Below are 19,642 nucleotides of genomic sequence, written 5' to 3'. Positions count from 1 at the left end.
ACCCGGAAGTTAAGCTTCTCTGCGCCGATGGTACTGCACTCGCCAGGGTGTGGGAGAGTAGGTCGCCGCCGCACAAATATTGATCAGAAAGGCCCACCCGGTTTCCGGGTGGGCCTTTCTGCGTTATAGGAAGGGCTGGGAGATCTCCGACAGGTGGACGTCGATCCGCCCGTTGCGCTCGATGACCTGGTGGCGCAGCATTTTCGCGAGTTGCCTGGGCTCCAGAATCCTCGTCAGCAGCGTCGCGCGTTCGAAGCCTTCCAACCGCAGCGCCCAGCAAATCGCCTTGAACGCACGGGACGGAGTATCTGGTCGATCGGAAACGGTGTGGAGGAAGCGGATGTCGATCGTCGCGGGGCTGGGGGCGTTCAGCAGCAGGCCGATGACGCCGACGACCGATGGCGTCCTGTCCGTGCCGGGAGCGACGATGACCAGGAAGCGCTTGTCGCCCTCGCCGTCTGGCAGCAGCGCATCTACCGTGGGGACGGAGTGCTTGGCCAGCTCCAGGATCGCGGCATCGTCGTAGGATTCGCGGTCGCGTACCGAGTCGGTCCAGCGGAGATCGAGCTCGATCGCGCCTTCTTGAAGGCAAGGTTGATACTCGTCATGCCGTCTGCTGCACAGCGGATCCCAGTGATAGGCGTAATGCACCAGCGAGGCGGCCAGATCGGGGTGGGCCGCCGCCCAGATGTCGTCGAAGGCGAACCACTGGCGGTACCCGGTGGACTCGTCGGAGTGGAGGCACATCTGGGCCATGTGCCGTCCCACGTTAATGAGCGTCCTGTCGTTCTCCTGCTCGTTGGGCAGCCTGCTGCGACGATCCAGGGCGGGCGCCAGGCCGGCGTCGCCAGGCTCGATGAGGCCCTGCAAACTGACGAGGTCGCGGCTGAGCTCGTCGGTGTCGATGGCGGGTAAGGCGTCGACCAGCTGCGGTAGCCGTACGCCCGGAATTCGGTCCGGGCTGTCCCACGCGAGGCCCTCGTGTTTGGCCGATAGGTGTGTCACCAGGAGGTACGTCGCCCCTGGGCCGGATGTCATCGGAGAGCGCGGCGAGCGGACGGGGACGGGGGAGACGAACGGGGGCACGTCGTCGATGCGGTCGTCCGCGTCGGGAAGGCGCCAGCCCTCGTGGACGATGGAGGACCATCGCTCAGGGCTCTCGGCGACCGCGGCGTCCTCGACGAAGTAGTAGGCGGTCTCGTACCACAGGTCGTTGACGAAGATGCGGATGCTCCGCTCGTCCATCAGGAAGGTGTGATCGGCCCACCAGCAGAGGCGGATGAGGTTGCGCACGTCCGCCAGGGTCCGAGGTGGTGGGTGGCCGCTGGTGCAGAGGCTCTCGAGTCTCCGTTCGCGACACCCGAGTGCCTGCTGCGCCGCCTCCAGGCCGCCCGGCTGCCATAACGCCTGGAACCACTCCAGCATCGACACCCCGGGGAAGTGCCTGACCGTCTTGCCGAGCGGGCCGGCGGTCCAGTCCCGGTTGATGAAGTACACAGGCCAGATCATGGCAGTGCCCTCAGTAGGGTTGGAGGGTGGACTATCGAGCGGTTGAGCAAGCCATCATCACCCGGGGCGTCGAGTGGGAGTTCGACCCGACGCGTGAGAGGGTCAAGAGCCTCCTGGAGTTGCTCGGCGAGCCGCAGAGGGCCTATCCGATCGTGCACATCGCGGGCACCAACGGCAAGACGAGTACGGCACGCATGGCGGAGACGCTGCTGCGGGAGCGCAATCTGCGCGTGGGACGGTTCACCAGCCCGCATCTGGTCTCCATGCGCGAGCGCATCGTCGTCGACGGCAAGCCGCTCAGCGAGGAGCGGTTCACCGAGGCGTACGAAGAGCTGCTGCCGTACGTGGAGTTGATCGAGAAGGACGGCGGGCGGCGGATCCAGTTCTTCGAGTTCCTGACGGCGATGGCGTTCTCGGTGTTCGCCGACGCGCCCGTCGACGTGGCGGTCATCGAGACCGGGATGGGCGGCACCTGGGACGCGACGAACGTCGCGGACGGGGCCGTCGCAGTGATCACGCCGATTTCGCTCGACCACATGGACCGGCTGGGGCCCGACATCCCGAGCATCGCCGGGGAGAAGGCGGGGATCATCAAGCCCGGCCAGACCGTGGTGATGGCGCAGCAGGAGCTGGAAGCGGCCGAGGTGCTCATGGTCAAGGCCGCCGAGACGGGTGTCGTCGTGGCCCGCGAGGGGCTCGAGTTCGGGGTGCTCGCGCGGGAGGTCGCGATGGGCGGGCAGCTGCTGACGCTCCGCGGGCTCAAGGGCGTCTACGACGAGGTGTACCTGCCGCTGTACGGCGCTCACCAGGCGAGCAACGCCGTGTGCGCGCTGGCGGCGGCGGAGGCGCTGACCGGCGGTGACGATCCGCTCGACGTGGAGCTGGTACGGCAGGCGTTCGCGCAGGTGACGTCGCCCGGACGGCTGGAGGTGGTGCGCCGGGGGCCGACCGTGGTGGTCGACGCTGCGCACAACACCGGCGGGGTCAAGGCGACCATCGAGGCGGTGGACGAGGCGTTCGACTTCGCGAAGGTCATCGGGGTCGTGGCGGTCATGCGCGACAAGGACGTGTCCGGGATCCTGGAGCTGCTGGAGCCGGTGTTCGAGGAGATCGTGGTGACGACGAACTCGTCGCCGCGCGCGATGCCGGCCGAGGAGCTGGGGGAGCTGGCGGCGGAGTACTTCGGGCCGGACCGGGTGCATGTGGTGGAGCGGATCGACGACGCCATCGACCGGGGGATCGGGATCGCCGACGCTGCTGGGGAGTTCAGCGGCACGGGGGTGCTCATCACGGGATCGGTGATCACGGCGGGGGACGCGCGGCACCTGCTGAAGGCCGGCGACGAGGACTGACGCGCGGCATCCGCAGGACGCGGGCGACGGTGGACGAGGAGTTCGCCCGGGGTTCCGCGTGCGGCTGCGCCGCGGCGTAAGGCGCTCCAGCGACGGTGACGGCGACGGCGACGGTGTCGGCGACGGTGTCGGTGTCGGCGACGGTGTCGGCGACGGTGTCGGCGACGGCGACGGTGTCGGCGACGGTGTCGGTGTCGGCGACGGTGTCGGCGACGGTGTCGGTGTCGGTGTCGGTGTCAGGCCCGGCGCTGGAGGAGGGGTGCGTTGGGGACCGGCGTGCCCGTGGGGGAGGATGGCAGGCGTGAAGGACGGAGGCGGGTCGTGAAGTTCGAGGTCACGCCGGGGCTGCGGCGGTTGTGCGCCACGGTGCTCGGCATGGAGGCGATCGTCGTCGGCCTCGTGACGCCGGTGGCGATCATGGTGAACAAGGTCGAACCGGCCGTCGCGGTGACGGCGGGCGTCGGGCTGGCGGTGCTGTGCGTCGTCGTGACCGGTCTGCTGAAGCGGCCGTGGGCCTACGTTGCGGGCTCTGTCCTGCAGGTCCTGGCGATCGCCACGGGCTTCCTCGTCCCCGCCATGTTCTTCCTCGGAGTGATCTTCGCGGCGCTCTGGATCACCGCGATTATCGTCGCTCGCCGTGTCGAGGGCGTGACTTCCCGCTAAAGTCGGCCTACATGGCCGTCCCCCCCATTCAGCGGTCCCAGCAGGCGGCTGCCGCGGGACTCGAAACCAGTGCAGCCTGGCATTCCAAGCCCGTGCTCTTCGACGTCGTGCTCGGGTTGCTCGTCGTGGTCGTGCTTCCGCTCGCGATCCTCGCCATTCCCAACACCGTCTCGGTCGTGGCGCATCTGCTGCCGCCGGACATGGACCGCGTCGGGCTCATGCGGGCCCACGGTCTGTCGGTGCCGGCGACGATGCTCACCGTCCCGCTCGCGGCGATCATGCTGAGCCGGTGGAAGGTGGCGCACGTCCTGGTGAGCGGGCTGGCGCTGCTGGCCCTGGCCGACGCGCTGGGCGGGTTCGCCGGCTCGACCTGGATGGTCGGAGTGCTGCGCGTGGCCCACGGCGTCGGCGCCGGGCTTCTGCTGCCCGCCACGCTCGTCGCCGTGTGGGACCGGGGCATGGTGATGCGGGCGATCTGGGCCGGGTCGCTCTCGGCCGGCCTGCTGACCGCCCAGGCGCTGGCCTTGTGGCCACTCGATGGGGCCACCAGCTGGCAGATCACGCTCCAGCCGTACCCGATGGTGACCGGCATCGCGCTGGGCCTGGCGGCGATCTACTTCGTGTTGTGGGTGCTGAGCGGCCAGAACGCCGCGCCCCGGCCGCAAGGTGTCGAGCGCAGCCGCCTGACGATGTCGGCGGCCCCCGCGGCGGGCATCGCCGCGCTGGCCGTCGGCACCACGTACAGCAGCTGGGGCGCGGGGCTGGTGCTCGTGGCGGCGGCGCTGTCCGTGGGCGCGCTGCTCGCGCTGGCCTCGATCGGCGCCTCCGGCGGGCGCACGCTGGCGTACTCCACCGTGGCGGTGGGCGTGGTGCTGCTGCCCAGCGCCGCGCAGACCACCTACGTCGAGATGGGCGGGCTGGGCGGGCCCGGGTTGAGCGGGTTGTGGAAGCCGTTCGCGATCGCCGCCGTCCTGGCCGTGGCCGCCGCCGTGGCGGTCGTGCGGTGGGGGCGCGACTCGCAGCGGTGGATGGTGCCCGCCGGGCTGCTCGCGATCGTCATGGGCCTGTGCTGCGTGCGGGCGATGGTGCCGACCTCGGCCGGGACGTGGCTGGTGGTGCCCTTCACGTTCCTGGCGGCGGGCGCCGCGGTGGCCTTGACGGCCGCTGTACGGCAGGCGGCCATCGGCGGGGCGCTCTTCGCGCTCACGTTGTGCTTCCCCGGAGTGCTGGCGGGCTACCTGCTGGGCACCGGCGTGCAGGTGACGTTGTTGCGGGAGGCGCGCAGTCAGCAGCAGCTGGTCGACAACTTCGTGGGGGCGCTGCATCTGTGGGCGCTCGTGGGCGGGTTCCTGGTGGTGGCGATCATCGTGCTGGCGTCGTTGCGTGCGCGCAGGGAGCCGGTGACGGGTGGTGGCGCTCCGGAGGTCGTGCCGGGGTCCGGCGGGGGGAAGGGGGCGCGGGAGGCGGGTGTCGAGGAGACGCCGGTGGTGCCCGTGGTTCCCGCTCCGGCTCCTGCCGACCTTCCGGAGGACTCGTCTTCTGGCAGGGCCTCGGGGGAGGCGGAGGCGCCCGTGCTGGCTTCCGTGGTGGTGGCTCGGCAGGAGGGTGGCGACGCGGGCTCGGCGCGGCCGAGAGAGGTCAAGGCGCTGGCCGACGAGTCGCGGGGTGCCGGTGGGGGACGGAGCGCGGGCAACGGCAGGGCCGCGGGCAAGGGGCGCTCCGGTGACGGGCGCGAGGCCGAGGATGCGGGCAAGGAGGCGGGGTCACCCCTAGGGTCGCGAGAGGCGGCCCAGGCGGCGTCGCAGGAGTCGGCCCGCGCAGAGCACGGGGGCGGCGCTGCAGCGGCCGAGCGTGCCGGTGAGGCGCGAGAAGGGGCGGTCGACGGGGTGGCCGACCAAACAGCCGACCACGCAGCCGAGCACTCGGCCGAGCGCGTAGCCGAGCACCCAGCTGACAAGGGGGCCGGCCAGGCGGCCGGGCAAGCGCCCCCGCGCGAAGAAACCGCCCCACCCACCCCCGACGATGACGAGCGGGATGACGCCCCCACCGGGGAGGTCCCCCGCATCCCCGCCGACGCCGTCAAGCTCCCCGTGGTCCCGCCCCCGGCCCAGTCGCCGGAGGACACCGTCTGACCGCCGCTTGACGGTAAGCTGAGCGTCGTCACGCGCCTTCGTCGCGACTCATGACCATGACCTGTTCAAAGGAGAACCTCCAGTGTCCGAGCGCACTCTTGTCCTGATCAAGCCCGACGGGGTGAAGCGTGGCCTCATCGGTGACGTGATCGCCCGCATTGAGCGCAAGGGCCTCAAGGTCGTCGCCATGGACCTGCGCACCCTCGACGCCGAGACCGCGAAGGCGCACTACGCCGAGCACACCGAGCGGCCGTTCTTCGGCGAGCTGGTCGAGTTCATCACCTCCGCCCCGCTGGTGGCGCTGGTGGTCGAGGGCCCGCGCGCGATCGAGGCGTTCCGCCAGCTGGCCGGCGCCACCGACCCGGTGAAGGCCAACACGGGCACGATCCGCGGCGACCACGCCCTGGAGATCGGCGAGAACGTCGTCCACGGCTCCGACTCGCCCGACTCCGCCGCCCGCGAGATCAAGATCTTCTTCCCCGACCGCTTCTAAGCGCCGGGCACCGAGCCTGCCGTACCTCATGACCCTGGGGGACGGCAGGCTTTTTGCATGTTAAAGAAGCGAGACAAGATTTTTCTGGTGTAGGCGCTCTCATCGCGCTCAGTGATGGGTACGTCACGTTACGATTCGGATGCGATCCGCAGTCATCCGCGTACGACGTGACGGAAGGCTTCTTTCCCCATGGGCAGCAAGCTCGCCTTTCTCGGCCGCGACATGGCGGTCGATCTCGGCACGGCCAACACGTTGGTCTACGTGCGTGGCCGCGGCATCGTTCTGAACGAACCGTCGGTCGTCGCCATCAACACCGCCACCGGCAAGATCGTCGCGGTGGGCATCGAGGCCAAGCGCATGATCGGGCGCACGCCCGGCAACATCGTGGCGGTGCGTCCGCTGAAGGACGGCGTCATCGCCGACTTCGACGTCACCGAGCGCATGCTGCGCTATTTCATCCAGCGCGTGCACAAGCGCCGCCATTTCGCCAAGCCGCGCATCATCATCGCCGTGCCGAGTGGCATCACCGGCGTGGAGCAGCGGGCGGTCAAGGAGGCCGGCTACCAGGCGGGCGCGCGCAAGGTCTACATCATCGAGGAGCCGATGGCGGCGGCGCTGGGCGCCGGGCTGCCGGTGCACGAGCCGACCGGCAACATGGTGGTCGACATCGGCGGCGGCACGACCGAGGTGGCGATCATCTCGATGGGCGGCGTGGTGACCAGCCAGTCGATCCGCGTCGGCGGCGACGAGCTGGACCAGGCGGTGATCAGCTTCGCCAAGAAGGAGTTCTCCCTGATGCTCGGCGAGCGCACCGCCGAGGAGATCAAGATGGCGATCGGCTCGGCGTGCGACACGGGCGAAGACTGCCATGCCGAGATTCGTGGCCGTGACCTGGTGAGCGGGCTGCCCAAGACGATCGTGGTGAGTGCGGAGGAGATCCGCAAGGCCACGGAGGAGCAGATCAACGCCATCGTCGACGCCGTGCGCACCACGCTCGACAAGTGCCCGCCCGAGCTGTCGGGCGACATCATGGACCGCGGCATCGCCCTCACCGGTGGCGGAGCGCTCCTCAAGGGCATGGAGGAGCGGCTGAAGAACGAGACGGGCATGCCGGTGCACCTGGTCGACAACGCGCTCGACTCGGTGGCTCTGGGCTCGGGCCGCTGCGTGGAGGAGTTCGACGACCTGCAGCAGGTCCTGGTTCCGGAGGCGCGTCACTCATGAGGGACACGCGCCGCGCCAGGCTGATCCTGGGACTGCTGCTGACCGCGGCGCTCGTGCTCCTGACCATCGACCATCGCACGGGGGAGGATTCCCCGCTGGGGCCGGTGCGCGGCATGGGGGCGGCGGTGTTCGGCACGGCGGAGCAGCTCGGCGCATCGGTCGCCCGCCCGGTGACGTCGTTCTTCACCGCCATGGCGGGCGCGCCGGAGGCGCAGGACCGCATCAAGCGGCTGGAGGAGGAGAACGCCAGGCTGAAGGCCGGCCTGTCCGCCTCGCTGCTGGACCGCAAACGTTCGCAGGAGCTCAAGAGCATGCTGGGCCTGTCGGGGCTGGGCGGCTACACGGTGGTGTCGGCGAACGTCGTGGCCAGGCGCGGCCACCCGGGCTTCGAGGACGCCGTCGAGATCGACGCGGGCACCGACGACGGCGTACGGCCGGACATGACCGTGCTGAACGGCGCCGGCCTGATCGGGCGGGTGGTGCAGGCCGGGCCGACGACCTCGACGGTGGTGCTGCTGAGCGATCCCGCGTCGTCGGCCGGTGCGCGCCTGGAGGGCGGCAACGAGATCGGCGTCGTCAGCGGTGTGGGATACGGGGGTCAGCTGGTGCGGTTCAGGCTGCTCGACTCCACCGCTCCGCTGGCGCCGGGGCTGCGGCTGGTGAGCTTCGGCTCGCAGAAGGCCGCGCCGTACGTGTCGGGCGTGCCGATCGGGGTGATCGAGCGGGTGGAAGCGACGCCGGGCGAGCTGACGCGCATCGCCTACGCGCGGCCGTTCGTGGACCTGACCGCGCTGGACGTGGTGGGCGTGGTGGTGAAGGCGCCGAAGCGGGATCCGCGGGACGCCGTGCTGCCGGTCCTTCAGGGGGAGCGGTGATCGCGGCGCTGGCGCTGGTGGCGGCGGTCCTGGTCCAGGTGATGCTGGTCAACCGGCTGCCGCTGCCGATGGGGGCGCCCGACGTGGTGCTGCTGACGGTGATCGGGCTGGCGCTGACCCGCGGCCCGGTGGCCGGAGCGGTGCTGGGCTTCTGCGGCGGGCTGGCGGCCGACGTGATCCCGCCGACCGCGCACGTGGTGGGGCAGTACGCGTTCGTGTACGCGCTGATCGGCTTCCTGGCCGGGCGGGGGATCGGCGGCATGGTTCCCACGGTCATCGTCTGCGTGCTGGCCGCCCCGCCGCTGGCGGCCGCGGTCGGCGGCCTGATCGGCGACTCGCGGGTGACGCTGGAGGCCATGGCCGAGGTCATGCCCGTCACCGCGGTCTACACGCTGCTGCTGGCTCCGGTGGTCGTGTGGCTGACCACCCGCGGGAACCGGAGGTACGCGTCGTGAACCGCATGCGGACCCGCCTGGTGGTGCTGCACGTCATGGTGCTGACGTTGCTGGCCGCGCTCGCCGTACGGCTGTGGCAGGTGCAGGTCATGCGCGGCCAGGAGTTCGTGTCGGCGGCCGCCGAGACGAGGACGAGGGACGTGGTAGTGCCGGCCGTGCGAGGGCAGATCCTCGACGCGGCGGGACGTCCTCTGGTGCGCAACCGCACCGCGCTGGTCGTCTCGGTCGACCGCAACGAGATCGCCAAGGACAGGAGCGTGCTCACGCGCCTGGCGGCGGTCCTGGGGCGGCCGGTCAAGACGCTGGAGAAGCGCATCAGGTCGTGCGGTCCCGGGGTGACCAGGCCGTGCTGGCCCGGCTCGCCGTACCAGCCGATTCCCATCGACGAGAAGGTGACCACGCGCGAGGCGCTGACCATCCTGGAGCGCCAGGAGGAGTTCCCCGGCGTGACCGCCGAGGTGCAGGCGGTCCGCCAGTACCCGGGCGGCAGGGCGGCGGCGCAGTTGCTGGGCTACCTGCAGCCGGTGACGCAGGAGGAGCTCGACCGGCGGGAGGGCCTGAAGTCCGGCTTCTCCGGCGTGGACCTGGTCGGCCGCGACGGCCTGGAGGCCACCTACGACGAGGCGCTGCGCGGCGAACCGGGGCTGCGCAAGATCCAGGTCGACAGGCTCGGCAAGGTCATCGGGATCGAGCAGCAGGTCGCGCCGACCACCGGCGACACCCTGATCACCAGCATCGACGCGCGTATCCAGGCGTTCACCGAGCGGGCGGTCCACGGGGCGATGAAGCGGGCCCGGCGGGCCGACGGCGCGGCGGGCGTGGTGCTCGACGCGCGGACCGGCCGCGTCGTGGCGATGGCCAGCGCGCCCGGCTACGACCCCGCGGTGTGGACCGGCGGCATCTCGGAGCGGGAGTACCAGCAGCTGCTGTCCGACAGGGCGGGCAAGCCGCTGGTGTCGCGCGCGATCAAGGGGCAGTTCGCGCCGGGCTCGACCTTCAAGGTCTCCTCGGTCGCCGCGATGCTGCGCTCGGGCTACCCGATCAACGGGCGCTACGGCTGCCCCGGCGCGTTCATGGTGGGCGACCGGCCCTTCCACAACTTCCGCGGCATCCCGCTGGGCACCCTGACGATGCACACGGCGCTGGTGAAGTCGTGCGACACGATCTTCTACAAGGCCTCCTACGAGCAGTGGCTCAAGGACGGCGGGCTGCACCCGAAGAAGACGCCGAAGGAGCAGTTCGCCAACACCGCGCGGGCCTTCGGATTCGGCGGCCCGACCGGCGTCGACGTGCCGGGCGAGTCGTCGGGGCGCATCCCTGACCGCGACTGGAAGAAGGAGCTGTGGGCGCAGACCAGCGGCGACAACTGCAAGCGCTCGCGCACCGGCTACCCCGACGTCAAGAACAGGACCAAGGCCGCCTTCCTGAAGCGGCTGGCCTACGAGAACTGCCTCGAGGGCTACCTGCTGCGGCCGGGTGACGCGGCCAACTTCTCGATCGGCCAGGGTGACGTGCTGGTCACGCCGCTCCAGCTCGCCAGGGCCTACGTGGCGCTGGTGGGCGACGGCAAGCTGCGCAGCCCGCGGGTGGGCTGGGCGCTGGTACGGCCGGACGGCACGCAGGTCAAGAAGATCGACGTCCCGGTCGTGGGCAAGCTGCCGCTCAACTCCAAGGAGCGGGCCTATATCAAGAACGCGCTCAGCCAGGTGGCCTCCGACGGCACCGCGGCCGGGGCGTTCAGCGGCTTCCCGATGGACCTGGTGAAGATCGGCGGCAAGACCGGCACGGCCGAGGTGTACGGCAAGGAGGACACCTCCTGGTTCGCCTCCTTCGCCCCGACCTCGAAGCCGAAGTACGTGGTGGTCGTCATGGTCTCCCAGGGCGGCATGGGCGGCCAGAGCGCCGCTCCCGCCGTACGCGAGATCTACGAGGGCATCTACGGCCTCAAGGACGAGGAGCCCATCAAGCCGGTGACCAGACTGCCGCAGATCGCCAGGGACGGGACGGTGCGCCGATGATGGTCGATCGCACGCTCCTGGCCCGCCGCCGGGCCTTCACCAAGCTCGGCGCCCAGTCGGCGGTCTGGCGCCTGGACGCCGTGCTGCTCGTCGCGGTGGCCTCGTTGTGCGTGATCGGCACGCTGCTGGTGTGGTCGTCGACCCGCACCTGGGCGCCCGGCTCCACGGGCCTGGTCAAGAAGCACATGCTCAACCTGGCCATCGGGGCGGCGCTGTGCAGCGCGGTCGCGATGGTCGACCACCGGCTCATGCGCGCCTACGCGCCGCTCGTCTACGTGCTGTCGCTGCTGGGCCTGGTGGTCGTGCTGACGCCGCTGGGCTCCACGATCAACGGCTCGCACTCCTGGATCACGCTCGGCGGCGGCTTCGCCTTCCAGCCGTCGGAGTTCGCCAAGCTCGGCCTGGTGCTGATGCTGGCGATGCTGCTGGCGCAGCCCGCCGAGGGCACCGACCGTCCACGCATGCTCGACGTGCTGTTCGCGCTGATGGCCTCGGGGCTGGCGATGGGGCTGGTGATGCTCCAGCCCGACCTCGGCACCACGCTGGTCATGGGTGTGATCACCGTGGGCGCGCTGACGATCGCCGGGATCCGCCGCAGGTACCTGCTGCTGCTCGGGCTCATCGCCGTGGCGGGGGCGGTGGCCGTGTGGTACTTCGAGCTGCTGGAGCCGTACCAGATCGCGCGCCTGACCGCCTTCCTCGACCCCACGCACGACCCCCGGGGGGTCGGGTACAACAGCACCCAGTCGATGATCGCCATCGGCTCGGGCGGGCTGTTCGGCAAGGGCCTGTTCGACGGCGGGCAGACGACCGGGCGGTTCGTGCCTGAGCAGCACACCGACTTCATCTTCACCGTGGCGGGCGAGGAGTTCGGCTTCCTCGGCTCGGTGACCGTGGTGGCCTTGCTGGCCGTGGTGCTGGTGCGGGGGCTGCAGATCGCCCGGCAGTGCGAGGACAGGTTCGGCACGCTGGTGGCGGGGTCGATCGTGTGCTGGCTGGCCTTCCAGACGTTCGAGAACATCGGGATGACGGTCGGGATCATGCCGATCACCGGCTTGCCGCTGCCGTTCGTGTCTTATGGCGGTACGTCCACGTTCGCGAATCTCATCGCCATCGGACTGTTGCAGGCCATCCGCATTCGCGAGCAGAGCTTTCACTGAGTGCCGATAGTCTGGACGTATGTCTGTCGAGTCTGTGTTCCCCCGCCTGGAAGCGCTCCTGCCGAAGGTGCAGAAGCCGATCCAGTACGTCGGGGGTGAGCTGAACTCGACCGTCAAGGACTGGGACGACGCCGACGTGCGCTGGGCGCTCATGTACCCCGACGCCTACGAGGTCGGCCTGCCCAACCAGGGCGTCGCGATCCTCTACGAGATCCTCAACGAGCTGCCGCGCACCCTGGCCGAGCGCACCTACTCCGTCTGGCCCGACCTCGAGAAGCTCATGCGCGAGCACGACGTGCCGCAGTTCACGGTCGACGGTCACCGTCCCGTGCGCGCCTTCGACGTGCTGGGCGTCTCGTTCTCGACCGAGCTCGGCTACACCAACATGCTGACCGCGCTCGACCTGGCGGGCATCCCGCTCGTGGCGGCCGAGCGGGGCGACGACGACCCGATCGTCATCGCCGGAGGGCACGCGGCGTTCAACCCCGAGCCGATCGCCGACTTCATCGACGCGGCCGTGCTGGGCGACGGCGAGCAGATCTCCATCGCCATCTCCGAAGTCATCCGCGAGTGGAAGGCGGAGGGCCGGCCCGGCGGGCGCGACGAACTGCTGATGCGCCTGGCCGAGTCGGGCGGCGTCTACGTGCCGAAGTTCTACGACGTGACCTACCACCCCGACGGGCGCATCGCCCGGGTGGCGCCCAACCGTTCCGGCGTGCCGTGGCGCGTCCACAAGCACACCGTCATGGACCTCGACGAGTGGCCCTACCCGAAGAAGCCGCTGGTGCCGCTGGCCGAGACGGTCCACGAGCGGTTCAGCGTCGAGATCTTCCGCGGCTGCACGCGCGGCTGCCGCTTCTGCCAGGCGGGCATGATCACCCGTCCGGTGCGCGAGCGCTCCATCACGACGATCGGCGCGATGGTCGAGAACGGCATCAAGGAGTCGGGCTTCAACGAGGTCGGCCTGCTGTCGTTGTCGAGCGCCGACCACTCCGAGATCGGCGAGGTCGCCAAGGGCCTGGCCGACCGCTACGAGGGCACCAACACCTCGCTGTCGCTGCCCTCGACCCGGGTCGACGCCTTCAACATCGACCTCGCGAACGAGTTCTCGCGCAACGGCCGCCGCTCCGGCCTGACCTTCGCCCCCGAGGGCGGCTCCGAGCGCATGCGCAAGGTGATCAACAAGATGGTCACCGAGGAAGACCTGATCCGCACCGTCACCGCCGCCTACTCCCAGGGCTGGCGCCAGGTGAAGCTGTACTTCATGTGCGGGCTGCCCACCGAGACCGACGAGGACGTGCTCTGCATCGCCGACCTGGCCAAGAAGGTCATCCAGGCGGGCCGCGAGGCCACCGGCTCGCGCGACATCCGCTGCACCGTCTCCATCGGCGGGTTCGTGCCCAAGCCGCACACGCCGTTCCAGTGGGCCGGCCAGACCGACGCCGCGACCGTCGACCGCCGCCTCATGGCGCTGAAAGACTCCCTGCGCAACGACAAGCAGTACGGCAGGGCGATCGGCTACCGCTACCACGACGGCAAGCCCTCGATCGTCGAGGGGCTGCTCTCGCGCGGCGACCGCCGGGTGGGCGCCGTGATCCGCGCCGTCTGGGAGGACGGCGGGCGCTTCGACGGCTGGAGCGAGCACTTCTCCTACCGGCGCTGGCTCGACTGCGCCGAGCAGGCGGGCATCGACGTCGACTGGTACACCACGCGCGAGCGCGAGGAGAACGAGGTGCTCCCGTGGGACCACCTCGACGCCGGGCTCGACCGGTCGTGGTTGTGGCACGACTGGCAGGACGCCGTCAACGAGGCCGAGGTCGAAGACTGCCGGTGGACTCCGTGCTACGACTGCGGTGTCTGCCCGGCCATGGGCACCGAGATCCAGATCGGGCCGACCGGCAAGAAGCTGCTGCCGCTCACGGTCGTCTGAGAAACTCCCGCGCCCCGCGCAGCACCGGCCATCGGGTGCTGCGCAGCCGGGTGTCGGTGGGGTACGGCTGGGCGGCGACCTCACCCTTGACGGCGTCGGGGTCCAGGCCGTCGCGTTCGGCGATCAGCCTGGCCACCTCGTAGCGGCTGAGGTCGTCGGCTCCCGCCAGGTGGACGACCCCCGACAGGCCGGTTCCCGCGAGGGCGACCAGCGCCTCGGCGAGATCCTCGACGTGGGCCGGGCTGCGCAGGGCGTCGGTGTAGTGGACGGCGGCAGGATCGTGGACCAGCCGTTCGTGCTTGCTGCCGCCGCCGAGCACCAGCGAGATGCGCACCAGGAGGTCGTCGGGGGAGAGGTGTTCCTCGGCGAGCGCCTTGGCCCTGCCGTAGGCGTTGACCGGGCAGGGGGCGGCGCTCTCGTCATAGGGGCCCCTGTTTCCCGCGAACACCGCGTCGGTCGAGACGTGGACGAGGCGGGCGCCGTTCTTGCGTGCCGCTTCCGCGACGTGGCCGGTGCCGTGGGCGATGACGGCGACGTCGTCCATGCGGCGTCCTGCGGCGGTGTGGATGACGACGTCCGGGCCGACCGCGGCGAAGAGGTCGAGCACCGCCTGGCGCCGCGACACGTCGAGCTGGTGCCAGGCGCCGCCCGGCGAGCCCTGCGTGCCGTGCACGTCGTGGCCCGCCGCGCTCGCGTGCCTGGCCACGACGCTGCCCAGGTGGCCGCTGGCCCCGGTGATCAGGATTCTCGTCACCGCACGATGATGTCACGCACCTCGGGAGGCGCCGGGGGCTCATGCGCGCTCGACGTAGGAGCGCAGGTCCTCGCCCTGCTCGAACAGTGCGGCCAGGACGTCGCGGGTGGGCTCGACGACCGAGGGGTCGGTGATGCGGCGGCAGCCCGTGTGCAGGGCGCCCTCGTCGTAGAGCACCTGGTAGAGCAGGCCGGAATGGATCAGGACGAGCTCGGGGACGGGCTGCTCGTGCTCGTACGCGGCCACCAGGCCCGTGGGGACGACACGGCACGTCTCGCCCGCTTCTCCTCTGGCGACCAGCCAGGGCAGCTCCCAGCGCATGTACGGCGTCCACGGCTCCTCGACCACCCTGACCCTGCGGAAGTCGATGCCCTCGGGGAAGCTGGCGGCGAAGTGGGGGCGGTACTCCTCCATGAGCTCCCACGCCCGGTCCCAGTCACCCGCCATGGCGGCGGTGAAGCTGGGGAAGTCGCCCTCGTCGAAGTGCTGGAGGCGTTCCAGTTTCCAGACGATGCCGCGGTGGGCGGCGAACTCCCTGTCGAAGTCGGCGCCGTAGTCGGCGGCGTTCATGGCCTCGCCGGGAGCCTGGCGGATCCGGTCCAGCATGGGACGTCCCTTCTTCGATCGGTAGGGGTAGGGGTACTTGACCAATATGTGAGAATCGTCCGAGGCTGGACAAGATCTTGGAGGTCAGGGCGGGGTTCGCGGCTCGGTCGCGGCCTTATCCTGAAAGGAAGTAACTCTGACTCTGGAAGGAAGACATCGCTCTGAAAGCTGTTCCCGAAGGGCCCGCCCCCGCGCCGACGGCGCAGCGCCTGCGTGTGCGCTACGCCAAGCGCGGCCGCCTGCGTTTCAGCAGCCACCGCGACATCTCGCGGGCTGTGGAGCGGGCGGTCCGCCGTGCCGGTATTCCGGTGGCCTTCAGCGCGGGCTTCTCACCCCACCCCAAGATCTCCTACGCGGGTGCGGCGCCGACCGGCGTCGCCAGCGAGGCCGAGTATCTCGAGATCGGCGTCACCGAGCCGTGCGACCCTGGTCGGCTGCGCGCTGACCTCGACGCGTCCCTGCCGCCCGGCATCGACGTGCTCGACGTCGTCGTGGCGCGCTCGCCGGGCTTCGCCGAGCGGCTGGAGGCATCGGTGTGGGAGCTCCGCCTGCCCGGAGCCGACGCGGGGTCGGCACTGGTCGCGGTGGAGAAGTTCCTCGCGGCGGAGGCCGTCGAGGTAGAGCGCCTGACCAAGAAGGGCATGCGTCGATTCGACGCGCGCGAGGCGGTGCTGGCGCTCGAGGTGGTTTCGGGAACTATCGAGGCAACTGCAGAAGAAACGGCAACTGCAGGGGAAACACGGAGAACCGCAGCTCAGGTGCCCGGGCAGTCGTGTGTCATACTGCGCATGGTTGTACGGCACATGACTCCTGCCGTTCGACCCGACGACGTGCTCGCAGGTTTGCGTCATGTGGCCGACTTCGCGCCGCCGGTTCCCCCCGAGGTAACCAGGCTGGCGCAGGGGCCGCTCGATGCGACCGGTGAGCCTGCCGACCCGTTCGACCTTGACCGCGACATCACGCGCGGCGGCGACGCGGGACCGGCGGACGAGCACGTCGGCGGTTAGGCGGGCCTCGTCCGATTCGTCGGATGCCGGTGCCCGCCAGGTCGCGCCCCCGGGTGCGGCCGGCTGACAGAACTTGGCGCCCGCGCCTCCCTCACGGGGGGCACGGGCGGACAACGAAACACGAATGCCTCTGCGCGGCGCAGACCCTGCGCCCGGGGGCTGACGGGAGAACGCCCGCATGCTCGACAACGAGCCCAACGCCGGTGCGGCAAGCACCGACGGGGACACAAGTGAAGAAACCAGTGCGACGCGGCGCCGCTCGGCCAGCAGGCCGGCCGGGGCTCCACCTGACGACACGCCGAGTGTGATCGTCGTCGGCGGAGGGGCCGAGGAGGCGAAGCCGAAGAAGGCCGCCACGACGCGTCGCCGTACGACCAAGAAGGCCGCCGAGACTGCTGAGGCCGCCGACGTCTCCGAGGCGGCTGCCGCCACGACCGTGGGGAGTGCCTCGCTCGTCGAGGAGCCCGCGGCTTCGGGTGCGCCGGTTCGTAAGGCCACCAGGGCCGCCGGGCCGCCTCCCGAGGTTGACGAGGCCGCCGCGCCGGTGGTGACGACGACCGCGGGCAGTGCCGCCGTCGTCGAGGCCGAGAGGGCTCCGGTTTCGGCTAGCAAGGGCCGGGCTCGGCGGGCCAAGGCCGCTCCGGTGGAGGACGACTTCTCCACCGCCTCGGGTTCCGCGGCGGCCGGCTCCGCGACGAGCGGTGCTGCGGCTGGCGCTGTGGCGGCTGGCTCCGCGACCAGCGGGCCCGTGGCGGGCGGTGCTGGGGCCGGGGGCTCTGCCTCGGCTGGGGAGGCCGCTGAGGAGGCGCCCGTCAAGCGCACCCGCTCGCGGAAGAAGGCCGTGCCGGAGTCCGTCGCCGAGTCGGTGCTGGAGTCGGCGATCGAGGCGGTGGCGGCGGCCGAGGACGAGGTTCCGGCCGGCACCACGCGCCGCACGCGTAAGGCGGCGGCGACCAGGGCCACGCGAGGCGGGAAGGCCGGGGCCATCAAGGCCGCGCTCGGCGCCGACGGCGGCGAGGAAGCGACCGACGACACCGAGCTGGGCCGCGGAGCCGGAGCCTCGGGCCGCGGTCGTGAGGCCACGGGCGAGGGCCGTGAGGCCGCGAGTGGCGGTCGTGGGGCCGGTGGCGACGGCGCTGAGGGTGTGAGTGCTCCCGGCGCGCGGCGTGCCGGTGAGCCCGTGCCCGGCGACATCCTCGAGGAGCTCCCCGAGGACGAGCCGCTCGACGACGAGCCCGCGGGCGAGGACCTCGACGAGGAGCCGATCGACCGTCCCGGCCTGCTCTCCGACCCGTTCGGCTTCTCCGCCAGGACCTCCGAGCAGCCCGGCGCGACGTTCCAGCGCCCCGCCGCGATCTTCACCCCGCTGTTCCAGGCGCCCGACCCCACCCAGGCGATCCCCGCCAGGGTCGAGCCGGTCGTGCCCGTCCCGGTGCCCGTTCCCGTCCCGGCGCCCGCCGAGGCCGACGAGGCGGAGCTCGACGAGGGCGACGACGAGGGTGACGAGGGCGACGACCTCGATCGCGAGGAGTCCGGCAGCCGCCGGCGTCGCCGCCGCCGTGGCGGCAGGGGCCGTGGCAAGGCCCGCGAGCGCGACGACGCCGACGACTCCGAGGACGGCGACGAGGGCGCCGAGGAGGAGAGCGCCGAGGCCGAGAGCGACGAGGAGTCGGGTGTCGGTTCGCGCCGCCGCCGTCGCCGTCGCCGCCGGGGCGAGGACTCCGACGAGGTCACGACCGCCGACGACCCGCCGAACACGGTCGTGCGCATCCGCGCGCCGCGCACCGGCCGGGCCGCCGCCCTGCTCGACGTGGCCGCCGACGGCGTGCAGAGCGTCAGGGGTTCCACGCGCCTGGAGGCCAAGAAGCAGCGCCGCCGCGAGGGTCGCGAGCTGGGCCGCCGCCGTCCGCCGATCATCACCGAGTCGGAGTTCCTGGCCCGGCGCGAGGCCGTCGACCGCATGATGGTCGTGCGCCGCATCGGCGACCGCACCCAGATCGCGGTGCTCGAGGACGGCGTGCTGGTCGAGCACTACGTCAACCGCGAGGCCTCCCAGTCGTACGTGGGCAACGTCTACCTGGGCAAGGTCCAGAACGTCCTGCCCTCGATGGAGGCGGCCTTCGTCGACATCGGCAAGGGCCGCAACGCCGTCCTGTACGCCGGTGAGGTCAACTTCGACACCGCCGGCCTGGAGGGCCAGCCCAAGCGCATCGAGACCGCGCTGAAGTCCGGCCAGTCGGTGCTGGTGCAGGTCACCAAGGACCCGATCGGTCACAAGGGCGCCCGGCTCACGAGCCAGATCTCGCTGCCCGGCCGCTACCTGGTCTACGTGCCCGACGGCTCGATGACCGGAATCAGCCGCAAGCTCCCCGACAAGGAGCGCACGCGCCTGAAGAGCATCCTGAAGAAGGTCATGCCGGAGAACGCCGGTGTGATCGTCCGCACGGCCGCGGAGGGCGCCTCAGAGGAGGAGCTCGGCCGCGACGTGTCCAGGCTGTCGGCGCAGTGGGAGAACATCCAGAAGAAGGCCAAGTCGGCCTCGCCGCCCGAGCTGCTGTCGGCCGAGCCCGACCTGACCATCCGGGTCGTGCGCGACGTGTTCAACGAGGACTTCTCCTCGCTGGTCGTGCAGGACGAGGAGGCCTGGGAGACGGTCGAGGAGTACGTGCGCTACGTCGCGCCGCACCTGGAGGACCGCCTGTCGAGGTGGGACGAGGCCGAGGGCGACGTCTTCGCGCACTACCGCGTCGACGAGCAGCTGGCCAAGGCGCTCGACCGCAAGGTCTGGCTGCCCAGCGGCGGCTCGCTGGTGATCGACAGGACCGAGGCCATGACCGTGGTCGACGTCAACACCGGCAAGTTCACCGGCCAGGGCGGCAACCTGGAGGAGACGGTCACCAGGAACAACCTGGAGGCGGCCGAGGAGATCGTGCGCCAGCTGCGGCTGCGTGACATCGGCGGCATCATCGTGATCGACTTCATCGACATGGTGCTGGAGTCCAACCGTGACCTGGTCCTGCGCAGGCTCCTGGAGTGCCTGGCGCGCGACAGGACCAAGCACCAGGTCGCCGAGGTCACGTCCCTGGGTCTGGTGCAGATGACCCGTAAGAGGGTCGGACAGGGCCTCCTGGAGGCCTTCTCGACGCCGTGTGACTGCTGCAACGGGCGCGGGCTGATCGTCTCCACCGAGCCGGTGGAGGCCAAGCCCGAGTCGCGTGGCACGCAGGGCAAGATGGCGGTGGAGAAGGCGGTCTCGGACAAGGTGTCCGCGGCTTCGGCCGCTCCGAACCGTGATACTGTGACCGGTGCGCTGGAGGACGTCCCGACTGAGGACGACTCGGCGAACCAGACTTCCGGCAGGGGGCGGCGACGCTCCCGCCGTGCCAAGTCCGCCGACTGACTTCGGCGGGCTGCCCGACGATCCGTCCGGTTCGACGAGGGTGCCGTTCATCCGGTACCCTGGT

Annotated in this window: 16 protein-coding genes; 13 read left to right on the top strand and 3 right to left on the bottom strand. The window is 70.7% G+C overall.

The window, feature by feature from the left end:
- Positions 1-123 precede the first annotated feature (123 nt).
- Complete coding sequence (locus ACIBH1_RS34225; protein ID WP_397318127.1) at positions 124-1,509, bottom strand: hypothetical protein; 1,386 nt, start codon at positions 1,507-1,509, stop codon at positions 124-126.
- 26 nt (positions 1,510-1,535) lie between these two features.
- Here ACIBH1_RS34225 and ACIBH1_RS34220 point away from each other — a divergent pair, with 26 nt between their 5' ends.
- From ACIBH1_RS34220 to ACIBH1_RS34170, 11 genes are all read left to right on the top strand, one after another.
- Positions 1,536-2,861, top strand: coding sequence for a bifunctional folylpolyglutamate synthase/dihydrofolate synthase (locus ACIBH1_RS34220; protein ID WP_397318126.1), 1,326 nt, complete (start codon positions 1,536-1,538; stop codon positions 2,859-2,861).
- 95 nt (positions 2,862-2,956) lie between these two features.
- Positions 2,957-3,166: a hypothetical protein gene (locus ACIBH1_RS34215; RefSeq protein WP_397318125.1), complete on the top strand. Its 210-nt coding sequence runs from the start codon at positions 2,957-2,959 to the stop codon at positions 3,164-3,166.
- Between the two features lie 16 nt (positions 3,167-3,182).
- Positions 3,183-3,524 carry a DUF4233 domain-containing protein gene (locus tag ACIBH1_RS34210; RefSeq protein WP_397318124.1) on the top strand — a complete coding sequence of 114 codons (342 nt, stop codon included), beginning with the start codon at positions 3,183-3,185 and terminating at the stop codon, positions 3,522-3,524.
- Between the two features lie 92 nt (positions 3,525-3,616).
- Positions 3,617-5,656 carry a hypothetical protein gene (locus ACIBH1_RS34205; protein ID WP_397318123.1) on the top strand — a complete coding sequence of 680 codons (2,040 nt, stop codon included), beginning with the start codon at positions 3,617-3,619 and terminating at the stop codon, positions 5,654-5,656.
- An 82-nt stretch (positions 5,657-5,738) separates the two neighbouring features.
- Entirely contained in the window at positions 5,739-6,149 is a 411-nt protein-coding gene (gene ndk, locus ACIBH1_RS34200) for a nucleoside-diphosphate kinase (protein WP_397318122.1), read from the top strand.
- Between the two features lie 189 nt (positions 6,150-6,338).
- Positions 6,339-7,373 carry a rod shape-determining protein gene (locus ACIBH1_RS34195; RefSeq protein WP_397318121.1) on the top strand — a complete coding sequence of 345 codons (1,035 nt, stop codon included), beginning with the start codon at positions 6,339-6,341 and terminating at the stop codon, positions 7,371-7,373.
- Positions 7,370-8,248, top strand: a complete 879-nt coding sequence (gene mreC / locus ACIBH1_RS34190; RefSeq protein WP_397318120.1) for a rod shape-determining protein MreC — start codon at positions 7,370-7,372, stop codon at positions 8,246-8,248. Before ACIBH1_RS34195 ends, mreC begins: the two co-directional genes overlap by 4 nt.
- Positions 8,245-8,703 (top strand): rod shape-determining protein MreD, encoded by a 459-nt coding sequence (mreD, locus tag ACIBH1_RS34185; protein ID WP_397318119.1) that lies wholly within the window; start codon positions 8,245-8,247, stop codon positions 8,701-8,703. Before mreC ends, mreD begins: the two co-directional genes overlap by 4 nt.
- A 5-nt stretch (positions 8,704-8,708) precedes the next feature.
- Positions 8,709-10,721: a penicillin-binding protein 2 gene (gene mrdA / locus ACIBH1_RS34180; RefSeq protein WP_397318135.1), complete on the top strand. Its 2,013-nt coding sequence runs from the start codon at positions 8,709-8,711 to the stop codon at positions 10,719-10,721.
- A complete protein-coding gene (gene rodA, locus ACIBH1_RS34175) occupies positions 10,718-11,881 on the top strand; it encodes a rod shape-determining protein RodA (RefSeq protein WP_397318118.1) in 1,164 nt (387 codons plus the stop codon). The genes mrdA and rodA overlap by 4 nt, the downstream gene beginning before the upstream one ends.
- A 19-nt stretch (positions 11,882-11,900) precedes the next feature.
- Positions 11,901-13,811 (top strand): TIGR03960 family B12-binding radical SAM protein, encoded by a 1,911-nt coding sequence (locus ACIBH1_RS34170; protein ID WP_397318117.1) that lies wholly within the window; start codon positions 11,901-11,903, stop codon positions 13,809-13,811.
- Here ACIBH1_RS34170 and ACIBH1_RS34165 read toward each other — a convergent pair.
- Positions 13,798-14,565: an SDR family oxidoreductase gene (locus ACIBH1_RS34165; protein ID WP_397318116.1), complete on the bottom strand. Its 768-nt coding sequence runs from the start codon at positions 14,563-14,565 to the stop codon at positions 13,798-13,800. The two genes, ACIBH1_RS34170 and ACIBH1_RS34165, sit on opposite strands and share 14 nt — an antisense overlap.
- A 39-nt stretch (positions 14,566-14,604) precedes the next feature.
- Complete coding sequence (locus ACIBH1_RS34160) at positions 14,605-15,171, bottom strand: DUF6879 family protein (RefSeq protein ID WP_397318115.1); 567 nt, start codon at positions 15,169-15,171, stop codon at positions 14,605-14,607.
- A 215-nt stretch (positions 15,172-15,386) separates the two neighbouring features.
- On the opposite strand from ACIBH1_RS34160, the gene ACIBH1_RS34155 reads away from it, so the two are divergent.
- Complete coding sequence (locus ACIBH1_RS34155; RefSeq protein ID WP_397318114.1) at positions 15,387-16,178, top strand: TIGR03936 family radical SAM-associated protein; 792 nt, start codon at positions 15,387-15,389, stop codon at positions 16,176-16,178.
- A gap of 178 nt (positions 16,179-16,356) precedes the next feature.
- Positions 16,357-19,578: an Rne/Rng family ribonuclease gene (locus tag ACIBH1_RS34150; RefSeq protein WP_397318113.1), complete on the top strand. Its 3,222-nt coding sequence runs from the start codon at positions 16,357-16,359 to the stop codon at positions 19,576-19,578.
- The last annotated feature ends 64 nt before the right edge of the window (positions 19,579-19,642 follow it).

Source organism: Nonomuraea sp. NPDC050663 (assembly GCF_044456985.1).
GTDB lineage: Bacteria > Actinomycetota > Actinomycetes > Streptosporangiales > Streptosporangiaceae > Nonomuraea.
Note: the sequence above shows the minus strand (reverse complement) of the source record. Positions and strands in the feature narration are given on the sequence as shown.

Coding starts and splice junctions, on each gene's coding strand:
- ACIBH1_RS34225 (WP_397318127.1), bottom strand. CDS start 1,509: ATGATCTGGCCTGTGTACTTCATCAACCGGGACTGGACCGCCGGCCCG.
- ACIBH1_RS34195 (WP_397318121.1), top strand. CDS start 6,339: ATGGGCAGCAAGCTCGCCTTTCTCGGCCGCGACATGGCGGTCGATCTC.
- mreC (WP_397318120.1), top strand. CDS start 7,370: ATGAGGGACACGCGCCGCGCCAGGCTGATCCTGGGACTGCTGCTGACC.
- mrdA (WP_397318135.1), top strand. CDS start 8,709: ATGCGGACCCGCCTGGTGGTGCTGCACGTCATGGTGCTGACGTTGCTG.
- rodA (WP_397318118.1), top strand. CDS start 10,718: ATGATGGTCGATCGCACGCTCCTGGCCCGCCGCCGGGCCTTCACCAAG.
- ACIBH1_RS34170 (WP_397318117.1), top strand. CDS start 11,901: ATGTCTGTCGAGTCTGTGTTCCCCCGCCTGGAAGCGCTCCTGCCGAAG.
- ACIBH1_RS34160 (WP_397318115.1), bottom strand. CDS start 15,171: ATGCTGGACCGGATCCGCCAGGCTCCCGGCGAGGCCATGAACGCCGCC.
- ACIBH1_RS34150 (WP_397318113.1), top strand. CDS start 16,357: ATGCTCGACAACGAGCCCAACGCCGGTGCGGCAAGCACCGACGGGGAC.